General features: G+C 71.2%; 12 protein-coding genes and 1 tRNA gene. 6 read left to right on the forward strand and 7 right to left on the reverse strand.

Translation table 11 applies throughout. The features are described 5' to 3' along the window. Positions 1 to 95: 95 nt before the first annotated feature. Entirely contained in the window at positions 96 to 1,406 is a 1,311-nt protein-coding gene (locus tag AB0K37_RS18650) for a non-ribosomal peptide synthetase (protein ID WP_363982281.1), read from the forward strand. Positions 1,407 to 1,414: 8 nt separating this feature from the next. Here the strand turns inward: AB0K37_RS18650 and entS are convergent, their stop codons facing one another. Continuing rightward, the gene (gene entS / locus AB0K37_RS18655) at positions 1,415 to 2,662 is read right to left on the reverse strand and encodes an enterobactin transporter EntS (RefSeq protein WP_363982284.1); all 1,248 of its coding nucleotides are present in this window, start codon (positions 2,660 to 2,662) and stop codon (positions 1,415 to 1,417) included. A gap of 74 nt (positions 2,663 to 2,736) precedes the next feature. Between entS and panD the strand changes: the two genes are divergently transcribed. The 4 genes from panD to AB0K37_RS18675 all read left to right on the forward strand — a co-directional run bounded on the left by panD (position 2,737) and on the right by AB0K37_RS18675 (position 9,256). Continuing rightward, entirely contained in the window at positions 2,737 to 3,138 is a 402-nt protein-coding gene (gene panD / locus AB0K37_RS18660; RefSeq protein WP_363982286.1) for an aspartate 1-decarboxylase, read from the forward strand. A 2-nt stretch (positions 3,139 to 3,140) separates the two neighbouring features. Then, on the forward strand, positions 3,141 to 4,709 hold the full coding sequence (locus AB0K37_RS18665; protein ID WP_363982333.1) for an AMP-binding protein: 1,569 nt from the start codon (positions 3,141 to 3,143) through the stop codon (positions 4,707 to 4,709). 104 nt (positions 4,710 to 4,813) lie between these two features. Next, positions 4,814 to 8,368, forward strand: a complete 3,555-nt coding sequence (locus tag AB0K37_RS18670) for a serine/threonine-protein kinase (protein ID WP_363982289.1) — start codon at positions 4,814 to 4,816, stop codon at positions 8,366 to 8,368. A 255-nt stretch (positions 8,369 to 8,623) separates the two neighbouring features. Continuing rightward, entirely contained in the window at positions 8,624 to 9,256 is a 633-nt protein-coding gene (locus tag AB0K37_RS18675; RefSeq protein WP_363982292.1) for a dihydrofolate reductase family protein, read from the forward strand. Positions 9,257 to 9,373: 117 nt separating this feature from the next. On the opposite strand, the gene AB0K37_RS18680 is transcribed toward AB0K37_RS18675, so the two are convergent. Continuing rightward, on the reverse strand, positions 9,374 to 10,297 hold the full coding sequence (locus AB0K37_RS18680; RefSeq protein ID WP_363982295.1) for a hypothetical protein: 924 nt from the start codon (positions 10,295 to 10,297) through the stop codon (positions 9,374 to 9,376). Positions 10,298 to 10,778: 481 nt separating this feature from the next. Here AB0K37_RS18680 and AB0K37_RS18685 point away from each other — a divergent pair, with 481 nt between their 5' ends. Further along, positions 10,779 to 11,102, forward strand: a complete 324-nt coding sequence (locus AB0K37_RS18685; RefSeq protein ID WP_363982298.1) for a hypothetical protein — start codon at positions 10,779 to 10,781, stop codon at positions 11,100 to 11,102. Positions 11,103 to 11,135: 33 nt separating this feature from the next. Here the strand turns inward: AB0K37_RS18685 and AB0K37_RS18690 are convergent, their stop codons facing one another. The 5 genes from AB0K37_RS18690 to AB0K37_RS18710 form a co-directional block, all read right to left on the reverse strand. Then, positions 11,136 to 12,797: a TROVE domain-containing protein gene (locus AB0K37_RS18690; RefSeq protein ID WP_363982301.1), complete on the reverse strand. Its 1,662-nt coding sequence runs from the start codon at positions 12,795 to 12,797 to the stop codon at positions 11,136 to 11,138. A gap of 141 nt (positions 12,798 to 12,938) precedes the next feature. Beyond that, positions 12,939 to 13,005, reverse strand: a tRNA-Arg gene (locus tag AB0K37_RS18695). A gap of 506 nt (positions 13,006 to 13,511) precedes the next feature. Next, positions 13,512 to 13,883, reverse strand: a complete 372-nt coding sequence (locus AB0K37_RS18700) for a hypothetical protein (RefSeq protein ID WP_363982304.1) — start codon at positions 13,881 to 13,883, stop codon at positions 13,512 to 13,514. 146 nt (positions 13,884 to 14,029) lie between these two features. Beyond that, positions 14,030 to 14,803: a DNA-formamidopyrimidine glycosylase family protein gene (locus AB0K37_RS18705; RefSeq protein WP_363982307.1), complete on the reverse strand. Its 774-nt coding sequence runs from the start codon at positions 14,801 to 14,803 to the stop codon at positions 14,030 to 14,032. Positions 14,804 to 14,827: 24 nt separating this feature from the next. After that, on the reverse strand, positions 14,828 to 16,138 hold the full coding sequence (locus AB0K37_RS18710) for a salicylate synthase (RefSeq protein ID WP_363982310.1): 1,311 nt from the start codon (positions 16,136 to 16,138) through the stop codon (positions 14,828 to 14,830). Positions 16,139 to 16,145: the final 7 nt, after the last annotated feature.

Raw genomic sequence — 16,145 nt, forward strand, 5'->3', positions numbered from 1 at the left:
CTGACACGAAATCCCCGCCGGCCTTGCCCGCGCGCGCCCACGCCCCGGCGAGCTCCGCCGCGGACCCGACGGTCACCACCCGCCAGCCGCCCGCGATGAACACCATCGGCGACCTCGTCGAGCGGTTCGCCATCGGGCGGGACGACGTCACGTTCGCCGTGTCGGCGCTCGACTTCGACCTGTCGGTGTTCGACCTGTTCGCCGCCTGGCACGCGGGCGGAGCGGTCGTCGTCCCGGACGAGGACGAGCGGCGCGACGCCGCCCGGTGGAGCGAACTGGTGCGGCGCTGGTCGGTGACCGTGCTGAACTGCGTCCCGTCCGTCCTGGAGATGCTGCTGCGCGCGGGCCGGGCGGAGAGCCTGCGGCTCGTCCTGCTCGGCGGCGACTGGGTGGGGACGCACCTCCCCGGCCTGGTCCGGGAGCGCGCCCCGGGCTGCCGCTTCGCGGCGCTCGGCGGCACGACCGAGACGGCGATCCACTCGACGGTGCAGGAGGTCGCGGGCGACGTCCCCCCAGACTGGCACGCCGTCCCCTACGGGGTGCCGCTGCGCGGGGTCGCGTGCCGGGTGGTGGACGAGCGGGGCCGCGACCGCCCCGACTGGGCCACCGGAGAGCTGTGGATCGGCGGCGCCGGCGTCGCGGACGGCTACGTCGGCGACCCGGCCCGGACCGCCGACCGGTTCGTCCTCCGGGAGGGCACGCGCTGGTACCGGACCGGCGACCTGGCCCGGTACCGCCCGGACGGGACAATCGAGTTCCTCGGCCGCCGCGACCACCAGGTCAAGGTGCGCGGATTCCGGATCGAGCTCGGCGAGGTCGAGGCCGCTCTGCGCGGCCATCCCGCCGTGGAGCGGGCCGTCGCGCTCCTCGCCGGCGGCCGCCTCGCCGCCGCCGTGGCGGCGCCCGCCGGGACCGACAGGGACGCCGTGCTCGCCCGCGTCCGCGACCTGCTGCCCCCGCACATGGTCCCGGAACTGCTCGTGCGCGTGGACGAGCTGCCGCTCACCGCGAACGGCAAGGTCGACCGCAAGGCGCTCGCGGCCCTCGCCGCCGCCGAGGCCGGTGAGGCGACCGCGTCCTACGCCGAGCCCGCGACGTCCCTGGAGAAGGTGCTGGCCCGGATCGTCGCCGAGGTGCTGGGGAGGGAGCGCGTCGGCGCGGACGCCGACTTCTTCGCCCTCGGCGGCGACTCCGTCCTCGCCACCACCGTGCTCGCGCGGCTGCGGGAGGCGCTCGACACGACGGCGCTGCCCGTCCGCGTCCTGTTCGCCGAGCGGACGGTCGCGCGGATCTGCCGCCGGTTCACCGAACTGGAGGAGACGCCGGGACGCCTGGAGTCCGTCGCCGCCATCCGGCTGGAGGTCGAGGCCATGACCGAGGAGGAGCTGACCGCGCGCCTCGGGTGAGCCGGGGGTCAGCCGGGCTCGGGCTCCGGCCGCAGCGTCGCGGTCCGGAGCCCGGTGAGGGTCAGCGCCAGCGCCAGGGCGAGGACGGCGCTGACCGTCCCGTACAGGACGATGGCGGCGCCGGGGGCGAGGTAGCGGCCGAGCGCCCCGGCGCCGAGCGAGCCGATCGCGCCGCCGCCCGTCTCCTGCGCCGACCACAGCGCGTTCACCCGTCCGAGGTGCGAGTCGGGCGTGTGGGACTGGATCAGCCCGTACCGCAGGATCTCCTCGATCGACTGGACGAACCCGTACACGAACAGGATCGCGACGGCGAGCGCCGGATGGCGGGCCAGGCCGAGACACGCGAGCGCGGCGAAGCCGGAGACGGACGCGACGAGCAGCGCCAGGCCGGGCGCACGGGCCTGCCCGGCCCAGCCGCTCGTCAGGGACGCCAGCACCGCGCCGCACGCGGGCGCCGCGAACAGCAGGCCGACCGTGGTCGCGCCCCCGTCCAGGCTCCGGGTCGCGAACGCCGGCATCAGGACGGGGATGCCGCCCGCGACCATGAACAGCAGGCCGAGGAGCATCAGCGAACCGACGACCCGATGCGAGGCGACGAAGCGGAACCCGTCCCAGACCGCCTTCAGCGGATTGGCGTCCGCCTCCTCCTCCGCGGCGGGCTTGAGCCGCGGCAGCCCGGTCAGCAGCGCGAGCGTGCCGAGCGTCCCCGCGGCCGCGGCCGCGTAGTTCCAGCCCACGCCGAACGCCGACACCACGAGCCCGCCGAGCGCGGGGGACGCCATCGATCCGAGCCGGACGGTCAGCGCGTTGAGCGCCCCTGCCGCGACGAGCTTGTCCGGCGCGACCAGCGCGGGCGTCGCGGCCAGCAGCGCGGTGATGCTGACGCCGGTCATCAGCCCGTCCCATGCCGCCAGCGCGTACAGGGCCGCCAGCGAGGGGGAGGGCAGGAACGCGTTGAGCGCCAGCAGGACGAACCCGATCCCGGCCGCCGCGCGCGCCCGCAGCATCAGGCGCCGCCGGTCGTGCCGGTCGGCCAGCACCCCGCCCCACAGGAACCCGGCGAGGAGCGCGAACCCCTCGGCGGCCGAGACCCCGCCCACGTGCACGGTGGACCCGGTGAGGTCGTACACCTGCACCGGAAGGGCCACGGCCAGCATGCCGATCCCGAAGACCGAGACGGTGCGGGCGATGAACACGTTGCGGAACGGCCTGCTGTCGCGCAGCGGCCCGACGTCGATGACCAGTCGCCGGAGCATCCTCGGGCTTCTCCTCTGCCGATCGAGTGACTAAGGTTAGCCTAGCCTTAGTTGATCGTGAGGAAAGAGGAGCCGTGCAGCGGACGCTGATGAACGGGAAGATCCACCGAGCGACCGTCACCCAGGCGGACCTGCACTACGTCGGCTCGCTGACGATCGACGCCGACCTGATGGCCGCGGCCGACATCGTGGAAGGCGAGCAGGTCCACCTCGTCGACATCGACAACGGCGCCCGGCTGGTCACCTACGCCATCGCCGGCGAGGCGGGCAGCGGGATCATCGGCGTCAACGGCGCGGCGGCCCGCCTCGTCCAGCCCGGCGACCTGGTGATCATCATCACCTACGCCGGCGTGGAGGACCCCTCCCGGCACGAGCCCCGCGTCGTCCATGTCGACGCCGCGAACCGCATCGTCGCCCTCGGCTCCGACCCGTCCGAGCCGGTCCCCGGCGCCCCCGCCCAGCTCGCGGGGCGGTGACCGTGGACGGCCTCACCCCCTGGCCCGCCGACCTCGAAGCCCGCTACAAGGCCGAGGGCTACTGGACCGACCGCCTCCTCGGCGACGTGCTGCGCGGCGACCCGTCCGCCCCCGCCCTCGTCGCGGGCGACGACCGCCTCACCTACGCCGACCTGGACGCCCGCGCCGCCCGCACCGCCGCGGGCCTCCTCGCCCTCGGCCTCCGCCGCGGCGACCGCGTGGTCGTCCAGCTCCCGAACACCACGGGCTTCGTCGTCGCGTTCCTCGCCCTCGTCCGCATCGGCGCCGCGCCCGTGCTGGCGCTCCCCGCGCACCGCGAGAGCGAGATCCGCTACCTCTGCGGGCTCTCCGAGGCCCGCGCCTACATCTGCGCCGACCGCGACGGCGACTTCGACTACCGCGAGCTGGCCCGGACGCTCCCGGTGGAGCACGTCGTCGTCGAGGGCGACGCCGAGGAGTTCACCCCGCTGGCCTCCGTCGACGCCGATCCGGTGGCCGCCCCCGCTCCCGATCCGTCCGACGTGGGCGTCTTCCTCCTTTCGGGCGGCACCACCGGCCTCCCGAAACTGATCCCCCGGACGCACCGCGACTACGTCTACAACCTGGAGGCCAGCGCCGAACTGTGCGGCTTCGACCGCGACACCGTCTACCTGGTCGTCCTCCCGGCCGCGCACAACTTCGCCCTGGCCTGCCCCGGAATCCTCGGCGTCTTCGCCACCGGCGGCACGGTCGTCCTCTCGCCCTCCGGCTCCCCGGACGAGGCGTTCCCCCTCATCGAACGCGAGCGCGCCACCGTCTGCGCGGTCGTCCCCCCGATCGCCCTTCTCTGGCTGGACGCGGTGACCTGGTCGGACGAGGACGTCTCGTCCCTCGAACTCCTCCAGGTCGGCGGCGCCAGGCTCGCCGCGGAGCGCGCCGCCGAGATCCCGGACGCCCTGGGCTGCCGGCTCCAGCAGGTCTTCGGCATGGCCGAGGGCCTCCTCAACTACACCCGCCTGGACGACCCGCGCGACCTGATCGAACGGACGCAGGGCCGCCCCCTGTCACCGGCCGACGAGATCCGCGTCGTGGACGGGGACGGCAAGCGGGTCGCCCCGGGCGAAGTGGGCGAACTCCTCACCCGGGGCCCGTACACCCTGCGCGGCTACTACCGCGCCCCCGAGCACAACGCTCGCTCCTTTACTCCGGACGGCTTCTACCGGACAGGCGACCTGGTCAGAGAGCTGCCCTCCGGCCACCTCATCGTCGAAGGCCGTGAGAAGGACCAGATCAACCGGGGCGGCGACAAGGTCTCCGCCGAGGAACTGGAGAACCACCTCCTGGCCCACCCGGCGGTCCACGACGCGGCCGTGGTCGGCGTCCCCGACCCGGTCATGGGAGAGCGCACCTGCGCCTTCCTGATCATCAGGGAGGGGGAGAAGGCCCCCGCCCTGCGCGAGGTGAAGGACTTCCTCCGCGTGCGGGGCGTCGCCGCCTACAAGCACCCCGACCGCCTGGAGACGGCCGCCGCGTTCCCCCGGACGCCGGTCGGCAAGATCAGCAAGAAGGCGCTCGCCGCCCGCCTCCGATGAGACCGCCGCCGGTTCGTCACCCGGCGTTCACCGTTTCCCGCGAACACCGCCGGAAGTCTCGGCATCCTAATAGACAAATATGTCTATTAGGCTAGGAGACGTCTGTGGCACCCGATCCGCTGGGACCCGGTGATCCGACGAGGCTCGGCGACTACCTTCTCGCGGGGCGCCTCGGCGCCGGCGGCCAGGGCGTCGTGTACGAGGGGTACGGCCCGGACGGCGCGCGGGTCGCGGTCAAGACGCTCCACGGCGACTACTCCGCGCTGCACCGCGACCTTTTCGTCCGCGAGGTCGAGGCGGTGCGGCGCGTCGCGCAGTTCTGCACGGCGCGCGTCCTCGCCGTCGACCTGCACGACGCCATCCCCTACGTCGTCAGCGAGTACGTCGCGGGCCCGACCCTCCAGCAGGCCGTCGACGAGGACGGGCCCTACAAGCCCGACGACCTCTACAGGCTGGCGGTCGGGATCGCGACCGCGCTGACGACCGTGCACCGGGCGGGCGTCGTCCACCGCGACCTGAAGCCCGCGAACGTGCTGCTGGGACCGGACGGCCCCCGCGTCATCGACTTCGGCATCGCCCGCACCGAGGACATGTCCCAGAGCGCGACCGGGATGAAGGGGACGCCCCGCTACATGGCGCCCGAGGTGTTCCAGGGGAGGAGTCCCGGGCCCGCCGTCGACGTCTGGGCCTGGGGCGCCACGATCCTGTTCGCGGCGTCCGGCCGCACTCCGTTCAGCGGCGAGTCCCTGCCCAAGCTGATGCACTCCGTGCTGAACACCGAACCGGACACCGCGACGGTCCCCGAGCGGCTGCGGCCCATGGTCGAGGCCGCGCTGGCCAAGGACCCGGAACGGCGTCCCGACGCCCCGGGCCTGCTGCTCGACCTGCTCGGCGGCCGTCCGGACGCGGACCTTCTGGAGCAGGGTGAGCGGGAGGCCCGCGCCGTCCGCATGCCCAAGGCCGCGTCTCCGCCGCTGGGCGAGCGCGCCGAAGAGGTGATGCGGAGCCTCGGCCCGGAGGCGCGGCAGGCCGTCCCGCAGATCCTGCTGCGGATGGCGGCGGCCGAAGAGGACCTCGTCCGCCCGGCGGCCCGCGCCGAGTTCAGCGACGGCCGCACGCCGGAGCCGGTCGTCGACGCCGTCCTCTCGGCGTTCACCCAGGCGGGGCTGCTCGTCTGGGACGGGCAGCGCGTCTCCCTCGCCTCCCCGGCGCTCCTGCGCGCATGGCCGCGGCTGCGCGACTGGGCCGCCGCTGAACGGCCGGGCCTGGAGGTCCACCAGGAACTCGCCGAGGGAGCGCGGCTGTGGGACGCGCACGGCCGCAAAGCCGGGGACCTCCTCCAGGGGACCCGGCTCGAACGCGCGATGACCTGGGCCGTCGGCGGCGGCCGCGCCCTGCGGCCGAACACGCTGGAGCAGGCGTTCCTGGACGCCGGGCGCGCGTCCGTCCGCCGCCGCTCCACCCTGCGGACGGCGGTCTCCGGCGTCCTCGCCGTCCTGCTGCTGGCGACGCTCGTCGCGGGCGTGCTCGTCTTCCAGCAGAGCCGCACCGTCGCACGGCAGCGCGACGACGCGGAGGCCCGCCGCCTGGCGGCCGTGGCCCTGGCCACCCGCAAGAGCGACCCGAGGACCGCCCGCCGCCTGGCCATCGCCGCCGGCGCCCTCTCCAGCACCAAGGAGACCAGGGAGGCGCTGGTCGCGCTGCGCTACCAGTGGGAGAGCGACGTCTTCCTTCCGCCCGGCGTGAGCGCCACGACCCGGCGCCAGCCGTCGCCGGGCGGCCGCGTCCTCGCCGTCGTGGACGGCGGAAGGGCCAGCGTCTGGAACATCGACACCCACGCCAGACTGCACGAATTCACCATCGCCGGCGCCGGCACCCTCGACCTCGTCGTCACTGACGACGCCCGCACCATGGTCACCTGGGCGGACGACGGGACCGCCCGCGTCTGGGACACTTCGTCCGGCAAGGAGCGCGGCAGGCTCCCCATCGGCAAGGCCGGCACCGACGCGAACGTTTTCGACGGGATCGACCTGAGCCCGTCCGGGCACCTCCTGCTCGCCGGCAACCGCGACGCCCGCACCGTCTGGGACCTGCGGACCCTCCGGCAGGTCCCGCTGAGCTGGACGCGTCCGAAGGACGGCGTCGAGATCCTCGCGGCCGACGCGGGCGACCAGCTCATCGCGGGCGTCACACCCCAGGGCGCGGTGCACGTCGACCAACTGGCGGCCAAGGCGACGATCGCGCTGCCCCGCCTCAACAAGGCGCTCAAGGGAAGATACGTCAGCGCGGCGAAGCTGAGCCCGGACGGATCGCTGCTCGCCGTCGCGGCCGCCCCGGCCACCGGCAAGAAGGCAGAGATTCTGCTCTGGAAGCTGGGCGCGGACGAGCAGTACCTGAGGCTCGGACCGGCGAACTCCTACTCCTCCCTGGCCTTCAGCGAGGACGGCGGCTACCTGGCGCAGGCCAGGACCATGTGGCGGCTCAAGGACGGCGGCGCCACCCAGTCCACACCCGCCGAACCCGTGATCCGCTACGCGCCGACCGCGGACTGCGCCCTGGTCCGCTTCGTGGAGAAACGCGCGCTGCGCTGCATCGAACCGGCGACCGGCCAGGTCTCGTCCCTCGACATCAGCACCTTCCTCAGCACCCAGGTCGTCCAGGGAAGCAGCCTGGTCCAGAACGCGACCATCTCCGCGGACGCCTCGACCATGGTGTACCGCAGCGGTGGCACGGTGCACTTCTGGGACGTCCGGCGCAAGCGTGACGTCAACCGGGGGTTCAACCTCTCGTCCGACTACCTGTACTCCGGCAACGGCAACGATCTCGCCCTCAGCGCGGACGGCGGGCGGCTCGCCATCTACAAGAACGCCCGCACGGTCACTGTCACCGACGCCGAGAAGTTCGCGAAGCTCGGGGACGTGACGCTGCCCCAGCCCGCCGACAGGATCCAGGCCATGGCCATGTCCCCGGACGGCCGCGGCCTGGCCCTCCTGGTCCGCCGCGGCGCCGCGGGAGAACTCCAGTTCTGGGACGCGAAGACATTCCGGCTGATCCGCGCAGTGCCGTCCTCAGCCGACACATTCGTCAAACGCATCGTCTTCCGCCCGGACGGCAAGGCCCTGATGACGGACGGCAAGTCCGGCCTGATCGAGTATCCGTCCGGCCGGGTCCTGGCCAGAAGCGACGACACGTTCCTCAGCACCCTTCTCACCATGAGCCGTGACGGCCGAACGATCGTGAGCGCCGAGGGCACCGAGACGGACCAGAAAGTCCTCCTCACCGACGGCAGGACACTCCGTTCACGCGGCCTGATCCTGCGGGGTCACAAGAGCTACGTCAGGACCGCCGCGCTCTCCCCGGACGGCACTCTTCTCGCCACCGGCGACGCACTGGGACAGATCCGCCTATGGGAGGTCGAATCCGGCCGCCCTTACGCCCTGCCCCTGACCGGCCACCAGAGCGAGATCGGCGCCCTGGCGTTCTCCTCGGACGGCAAGACCCTCACGAGCGCCGCCGACGCCGGCACCGTCCTCACCCACGACCTGGCCCCCGCCCTCACCAGAGCGGCCCTCTGCCAGAACACCAGCGGCGGCTTGACGAAAAAGGAATGGCACCAAACCCTCCCCACCCTCGACTACCGCCCCACCTGCCCTCGATGACGACCGGGTGATCAGGGGGCGGTGCCCCGCTGCACCGCCCCCTGACCGCCGGTCGCCCCGCTCCCTGACGAGCTGGCCCCTAGTGGCACTGAGCGCCCGTAGGACACCGCGCTGCGCGTCAAGACGGTTCGGCATGCGCTGTTCCTAGAGCCGGGTGTGGGGGTACGAAGCTGAGTGCCGGCGCATCGATGAGTCTGGCGGCGCCCCCAGGTCTACCTCCCGACGCCACAACCAACCAATATCCGGGAGCACGACATGGGCCTCATCCACATAGAGCTGTTCGCAACTCTCGACCTGGTCGGGCAGTCGCCCGGTGGCCCCGACGAGGACCCGGTGGGGTTCCCGTTCGGTGGATGGCAGGCGCCGCTGCTGGACGAGGTCACCGGAGCGCAGGTCGGCGCCGCCTACGAGGGAACGGACGCCCTGCTGCTCGGTCGGCGGACGTACGACATCTTCGCCGCCTACTGGCCGCACCAGGAGGGCGGAGAGGACAACGAGATCGCCGCCCTCTTCAACAGAGTCCCGAAGTACGTGGCCTCCCGCGGCAGGCCCGACCTCTCATGGGCCGGTTCCACGCGACTCGGCCCAGACCTGGCCGGCGCAGTTCGCGAGATCCGTGACCGCCACGAGCACATAAAGGTCGTCGGAAGCCTGAACCTGGTGCAGACCCTCCTCCGCGAGAAGCTCTTCGACCGCCTCGACCTCTGGGTGCACCCGATAGTGCTCGGCGTCGGAAAGAAGGTCTTCGACGGCGGCGAGGTCCCCACGAACCTCACCCTCCTGGACCCGCCGTCAGCCGCCCCGAACGGCACCGTCTACCTCCGCTACGCCCTAGCCCCCGGCACCCCCGAGACAGGCGACATGACCGCCCCCGATCGCGACCACTGAACGACACCGCCGGCCGGGTGCGGTCGGTCGTCGCGTACCGCCGTGCCGCCTCCGGGAGAGGACATTTCTCGGGGGCGCTCGATGAACGGCGGGGAGGTGGGCCTCCCCGCCGCCAGGTCACTCAGAGCCGGACTTCCGGCTCTGGAACCTCGTCGTCCCGAAGGAGGCGACGAGGATCAGGACGATCGCCACCAGCCCCAGAGGGCCGGGAGCCGTCCACGCCACGAGCATCCCCATCAAGGTTCCGATGAGGGTCCGCAGCGGGAGGAGCATCGCGCTCGTCGATGCCTGGAGTCCCTGCTCGTACGCCTTCGTCATGACGACGCCGCCGAGGAGCGCACCGAGCATCCCGCTGGCCGCGCAGATCAGCAGGTATGGCCAACGGTCGGCGGTCATGCCATCCCAACCACCTTCCATGGTCCACGCGCCCACTGCGAGGATGACGAAAGCGGGGATGCCGGAAAGGGTGTTGGCCTTTCCCTTGATATCGAGATCAAGCATCTCCGTTCGCTTCTGCATGAAGGCATACGTGGCCGCCGCGATGGTCAGGACCCCCACCCCCGGGACCCAGCCGGGAATCGGCTGATCCAGGATGCGAAGTCGCGGTACTGCCTCCGAGAAGACCCCTCCGGTCGCGCCGGGAACCGTGTCCTTCGCAAGGGCCCAGGTCCCGAGCACGGCCAAAATCGGCCACAAGGCGGTCGAGTAGGTCTTCTTCCGGACGTCTCGAAAGACGTCCAGGCCGAACACGAAAGCCGCGCTGAACAAGAACGACAGTGATTGCATGACCTCCAGCCGGACCCACCTCAGGACGAACTGGAAGGTCAGACTGTTCGTCCCCAGAGCGGAGCCCAGCAGGATGGCCTGCTTCCAGACGGGCCAGCGGCTTCGCAACGACGGCCTGTACACGTACCAGAAGACCGGCGTTCCGGAGACGACGATGACAAGCGCCGTCGTCACTGGCCCGACATGTGCAGTTACGCCGACGACCACCAGGAGGTAGCCGTTGACGGCGCCCGCCAGGTTGGCGAAGACCGCCATCGCGAGCACCTTCTTATCCGCGGCGCGAAGATCGCCTGCCAGCGACCACAAGCGCGCGAGAGGCCCTGTGGATAAATTCCACAGGCGCCCTTTCTTCCTATTCACGAGATCCCCTTAGGCCTGGGGCGCGCAGGGAGATCCCGAGATCATCGTCCCCGGCCCTCCGTTGCGCCCGCTACTGCGAAGCACCCCGAGAGCCGGGACGGCTCTTCAGTTTGCAAAACTTTTCTCAACCCTACCACGAAAAGGCGGCTCGTGGCCGTTGAACGGAGCATCCAGGCACAAGTGGATTGCTGCAAGGGCAACCTCGTCGCCGCTTCCTCCACTTGAGAGCTAGAAACCCATCCGGTCAGGGTCAATGTCAGGTCAAGGTTGGATGTGGCCCGGAAAAAGGTCTGCGTCACGCATTGCAGAGGGCGGGGACGCCATCCGTCCGTCCTCCCTGACGACGACGGGAATACCGCCCGAGATCGCGATAATAATGATCGTCGTCTATGGCGAATTCACGAGCACCGAATTCGAAGCCATGGTCGGCGGGAGAGAGGCCGAGCAGTGGTACCGGCGTGGCGCCGAAAGCGGTCACATCCCCGCCATGGTGAACCTTGGCGCTCTCCTGGCGAACTCGGGAATGGTGGACGAGGGTGAGCGCTGGATGAGACGCGGCGCCGAGGCCGGCGACGCCGGGGCCATGCTCAACCTCAGCAGGCTGCTGCGGAGACAGGTCGCGACGGCGGGGCCGCGTGGTGGCGCCGGCGCGGAGCCGAAACAGCCAAAACAGACCTGGCCTGACCGGCGGGGGAGCTGAGTTCTGGGGCAGATCCTCATCTGCCCCAGAACCTCAACGGATGTAGCCGTTCACGACCATCGGCAGCGACGCGTCCAGGCCCGCCATGTTCAGCACGCCCTCGTCGCGGGGGTCGCCGACGGTGTGCCCGTTCGCGGCCATCGCCGCGAGCACGACCCGAACGTCGCCGTTCACGGTCTGGCGGTAGGCGTCGAGAGCCTGCGACGCGTGCTGCCGTCCAGCCCACGTCTCGTTGTCGGTGAACACCACCATCCCGTCCACCTCAAGACGCTGACGCTGCGCCCACTGGAACGGCAGCGACAGATCCGTGCCGCCGCCCGACGGACGCCAACGGGAGATCTCCCGCAGGTTCGTGCGCGCCGTCACCTGAGACGCGTGGACCTGGGTGTCGACGTCGATGACGTGGCAGTTGCCGCGCTCGATCCGGTTCAGGATGACCGCCATCGCGTTCGCAACCTCGTAGCAGGACCCGAGCGGCGCGCCACCCGAGGTGACGTGGCGGAAGCTCATGGACCCAGAGGAGTCCACCGCCACCAGCAGGCGCCGACCGGACGGCTCCATGTGCCCGAACGACAGCTCGTACGCCTCTTCGAGCGCGTCGACGATGGCCGGGACCAGCGACCAGAACTGCACGTCGGCGCGCGGGTGCGGCTGCGCGCGACCGGCCCCGTACACGCGCAGGGCGAGGAACAGGTCCATCGGGTGGATCCGGGCCTTCGCGAGCGCGCCGGCGTCGGTGAGCCGGTCCGCTGCGCGCCGGGTCGCGTCACCCATCGGCGTCAGCGTCCCGATCCGGGTCATCCGGGACAGGTTCCGAAGCAGCGCGGTCATCCCGATCGTGTCGACGAGTTCGTCCCACACACCCGGCTCGGTGAGAACCGCGTCCGGGAGGAACTCCCACGGCACGCCCCGGGACCGCACCACCTCGATCGCGTCGACCGCGCTGGTGACGGCCTGCGCGGTGAGGAACGCGTCCACTGCGGGCACCTGCGCGCGGGCGTCATCGTCGGAGACGTTCCCGGCGATCCATCCGAACAGAGCACGCCGCGCCGGCGAGTCGGCCTTGGGGTGCGCGATGCGGAGCGCGTCACGCAGCGCGAACGCCTCCCCGGCCGGGGTTTTGCGCTGCCGGGCCTTGCACACTCGCCACGCGACCTGGTCGACGTCACCGTTGAGGAACCACGACGCGAGCGCGGTCCGCATCGCCCGCCCGATCACCGGCGCGGTGCCGCTGCCGGTGGGCTTGCCGCCGAGGTTCTTCCAGTACCCGAAGAACGTGGCGAGATGGTCGGTGGTCCGCGCGACCTGCGCCAGCGACGCCTTCACGGCCTGCCGGGTGTCGGCGTCGCCACGCGCCGCCGCGGCGGCCATGACGAAAAGAGCGGGACGGTTCTTCGGAGCACGCGGCGGACGGGCCGTAGAGACCTCCGTCGCGAGGTTGACGACCCGGACACCGTCCGCGGCGATGGCGTCGAACACGACCTGCGCGTTGTCCGCAGTGAGCTTGTCCTCACCCACGTAGTAGGTGCCGCCGGTCGTGCCGAGGATGAGGAAATCCTCCAGCCGCGTCCACAGGTCCTTGGCGAACCCGTAGCCGCCGGCGTTGTTGCGGACCTGCTCGATCTCACGGCCGGGAATCGGTCGGCTCTGCGGCGTCTGCACGGTGGACACCGAAGCAAGAGGGTCACGGGCCATCAAGGGCCTCCAAAGAATTCGACCCGCCTCAGGGGCGGATGTGGGGGAGGAGCAAGCGCATAGGGGAGGGCGGATGTGGTGGTGCCCACCGGGTTTTTTTAGTCCAATGCTCTGCCTGGCTGAGCTACCACCCGACATTGCCGGGTGGGCAGGATTCGAACCTGCGACCGTCGGATCCGATAACCGACGGGCTTCGACCCGCCCTTCCCTGTGCGTCCAGCTCGGCCCGTAGGGGCCGGGAGCACGCACGGATGTGGAGACGACCACCGGGGTTGCATCTTTGTGAAAGAGATAACCGATGGCCTTCGACCCGTGCGCACACCGAACCCGACGCGCTTTTCAGAAGATAACCACCCTCAGCCCCCTCCGCATCTGAATATCGGGGGCGAGATCACTCCGCAGGGGCGTCGCGTTGCCGGCGCGGAGGGGCGAACGGATAGGAAGCTGTCACATCATGTATCCAAAGCGTTTAAATCAGCGTGAAAGCTGGGTGTTCGGCGTAGTTCCGTCGAAGTGTTCTACGCGGGAGGCATCGCAGCATGTAAGCGTGAGCGGTGGGGGAGAGGAGGGCCCTGGCGTCGGCCAGGGCCCTCCGGGCGGGAGGCCTTGGCTGGTGCCACGGCCCGGGATATGACAGGTGACAGTGGTTGACCGTCACTTGCGGTGGTGCGCTTCAGTCGGGGGCGGGGCCTTCGGGTGTGGTGACCGGAGGGCTCAGCCTCGCCGGCTGTTCGCTTCCGGCTTGACGAGGATCGCGTCGCCGATGACGGGAGGCGTGTCCAGCGTGCCTTCGGTGTAGACCCGGCGGGCGATGCGCACCTCGACCTCGGCGTTCCACGGGACGCGGACGGTGATCGTCTTGCCCCAGGGGAGAAGGGCGTTCCACCAGCCGCAGGCGACGAGGATCAGCACGTCGTAAGCGCGCATGCACCTGCGGGGCATTCCGAGCGCCCAGATGGGGCCGTCGAGAGTGACGGCCACGTCCTCGCGCTTCTCGCCGATGATGCGCACGTCGACGAGTCCGCCCATGATGATGACAGGACGGTTACGCATCGCGACGGGCTCGTATTTCCAGGTAACTCGCATGGCGAGCTCCTCAATGTGTGTGGGTCTTTTGGTTGCGTGACGCGCGCGCCGGTACTCGCGAGCGTCGGTAACCACCGTCCCCGCCTTGACTCCGGCGGCAAGCGGTCGGGGGCGAGGATCGCGACCGATGCCGCCTTGCCGAGTTCCTACGGCTGGCAGGTGGGGCACCAGACCGTTCTGCGGCCGGAGAGGCGGCGGCTTTCCAGCGGCGTGCAGCAGCGGGGGCAGGTGGGGGCCGGGGTGTCTCGGGCTCCGGTCAGCCACGTTCTACGGGGTGGGACCCGTCCGGCCTTGGTGGAGTCGCGGAGGACGCGGCGCATCGTCCGGTGGAGGTCGGTGAGGTCGGAAGCCGTCAGGTCGCGGGCGGCGCGGAGGGGGTTGATGCGGGCTCGCCAGCAGATCTCGTCGGCCAGGAGGTTGCCCAGGCCCGCGATCGCCGTCTGGTCGGTGAGGGTCGTCTTGAGGCGGCCTCGGTGGACGCCGAGGACTGCGGCCAAGTCGTCGCGGGAGATGTTCAGGGCGTCCGGACCGAGGGGTGGGAGAGCCTCGTCGGCCTCCTCGCTGTTGGCGGCCAGGTGGACGCCCTGGAGTTTGCGCATGTCGCGGAAGCGGAGTTCGCCGTCGGGGAGTCTCCAGATGACGCGGTCGTGGCGGTGGCGCGGCTCGTCCGGGTGGTGCCAGGTGAGCGAGCCCGTCATGCCGAAGTGGAGCAGGACGACCGGGCCTTGCGCCGGGGCCAGCAGCCACTTGCCGTGACGGTGCGGTTCCTCGAAGCGGTGGCCGCGCAGCGCGGTGCTCAGGCGCCGGGCGGTGACTCCGCGCAGGACGCCGGGGTCGAGCACCGACACTGAGGCGATCGGCTCGTCGGTGTGCTCGGCGAGCACCCGGCGGAAGCCTTCGACGTCGGGAAGTTCCGGCATGGCGGGTCCCTACCCGCCATCAGGTCAGGTCTGCGGGACGACGTGCGGCGCGATGCTGGAGAGCTTCTCGCAGGTCTCCTCGTATTCGCGGTCGGGGGTCGAGGCGCTGACGATGCCCGCTCCGGCGCGCAGCCACGCCTGGCCGTTCTCGGCGTAGAGGGCGCGGAGGACGAGGGCGGAGTCCAGCCCGCCGTCGTGGGAGACGGTGACGACGGCGCCCGAGTACAGGCCGCGGCGCTCCTCCAGGCGGGTGATGGCCTCGATCGCCTCGGGTTTCGGGATGCCGGACGCGGTGACGCCGGGGAAGAGGGCGTCCAAGGCGTCCCAGGCGGTGCGGCCGGGGGAGAGGGTGCCGCTGACGCTGGAGCCCAGGTGCTGGACGCTGCCGCGCTCCTTCACCGTCATGAAGCCGGTCACGCGGACGGTCTCCTGGTCGCAGACCCGGTAGAGCTCTTCCTGGGACGTCCTGACCGAGACGGCGTGCTCGTAGATCTCCTTGGGGTCGGTCTCCAGGTCGTGGCGGGTGCGGGCGTCGTTGTCGGCGCCGAGGCCGAAGGCGCGGGTGCCGGCCAGGGGCTGGGTCATGACGTGCCCTGCGGAGTCGACGCTCGCGAGCACCTCGGGGCTGAACCCGGTGGCCTGGAATCCGCCCAGGTCGAGCAGGAACGAGCGGGCCGGGGTGTTGGCCTCGCGGCCGCGGACGTAGGTCGAGACGACGTCGACCGGGTGGGGGATGTCCAGGCGGCGCGACACGATGACCTTCTGGTAGCGGCCCGCGTGGATCTCGGCCACGGCCTCGGCGACGCGCTCACGGTAGGGGGCTCCGCCGGCGCTGACGTCGACGGGCGAAGGCTCGCCGACCGGGTGGCCGTTCGGCCTGGCCAGAAGCTTGGTGACCTGCTCTATGTCCGCTTCGTCTGCGCTGGTGACGGTGACGCGGCCGTTCTCGGCGCGCACCTCCGTGCGGGGGACGATCAGGTGGGCGAGCCGGCCGGAGGGGCGGGCCGCGGCGCACTCGAACGCGATCCAGCCGTAGGCGTTCCAGACGGGCAAGGGCGCGGCGGCGAACGTGTCGCGGAGGGCGTCGGCGGGGCGACCCGTCCAGGGGCGGGTGATGGGGGCCTGGCCCGGCCAGTGGGCGTGGACGGCGCCGGCGTCGAGGACGACCTCGGCGAGCATGCCTCCCGCGAACGTCCATGAGCCGGGCCGCTCGTAGACGACGTAGTCGCCGAACAGGCCCGATCCGGCCAGGCGGGCCATGAGGGCGAGCGGCGCCGAGGAATGCTCGACGACCAGCTCGGCGGGGTTCGCATCGGTGCGCAGACCAGTGGACAAGGCAGCT

This window comes from Actinomadura sp. NPDC049753, from assembly GCF_040674655.1.
Classification (GTDB): Bacteria; Actinomycetota; Actinomycetes; order Streptosporangiales; family Streptosporangiaceae; genus Spirillospora; species Spirillospora verrucosospora.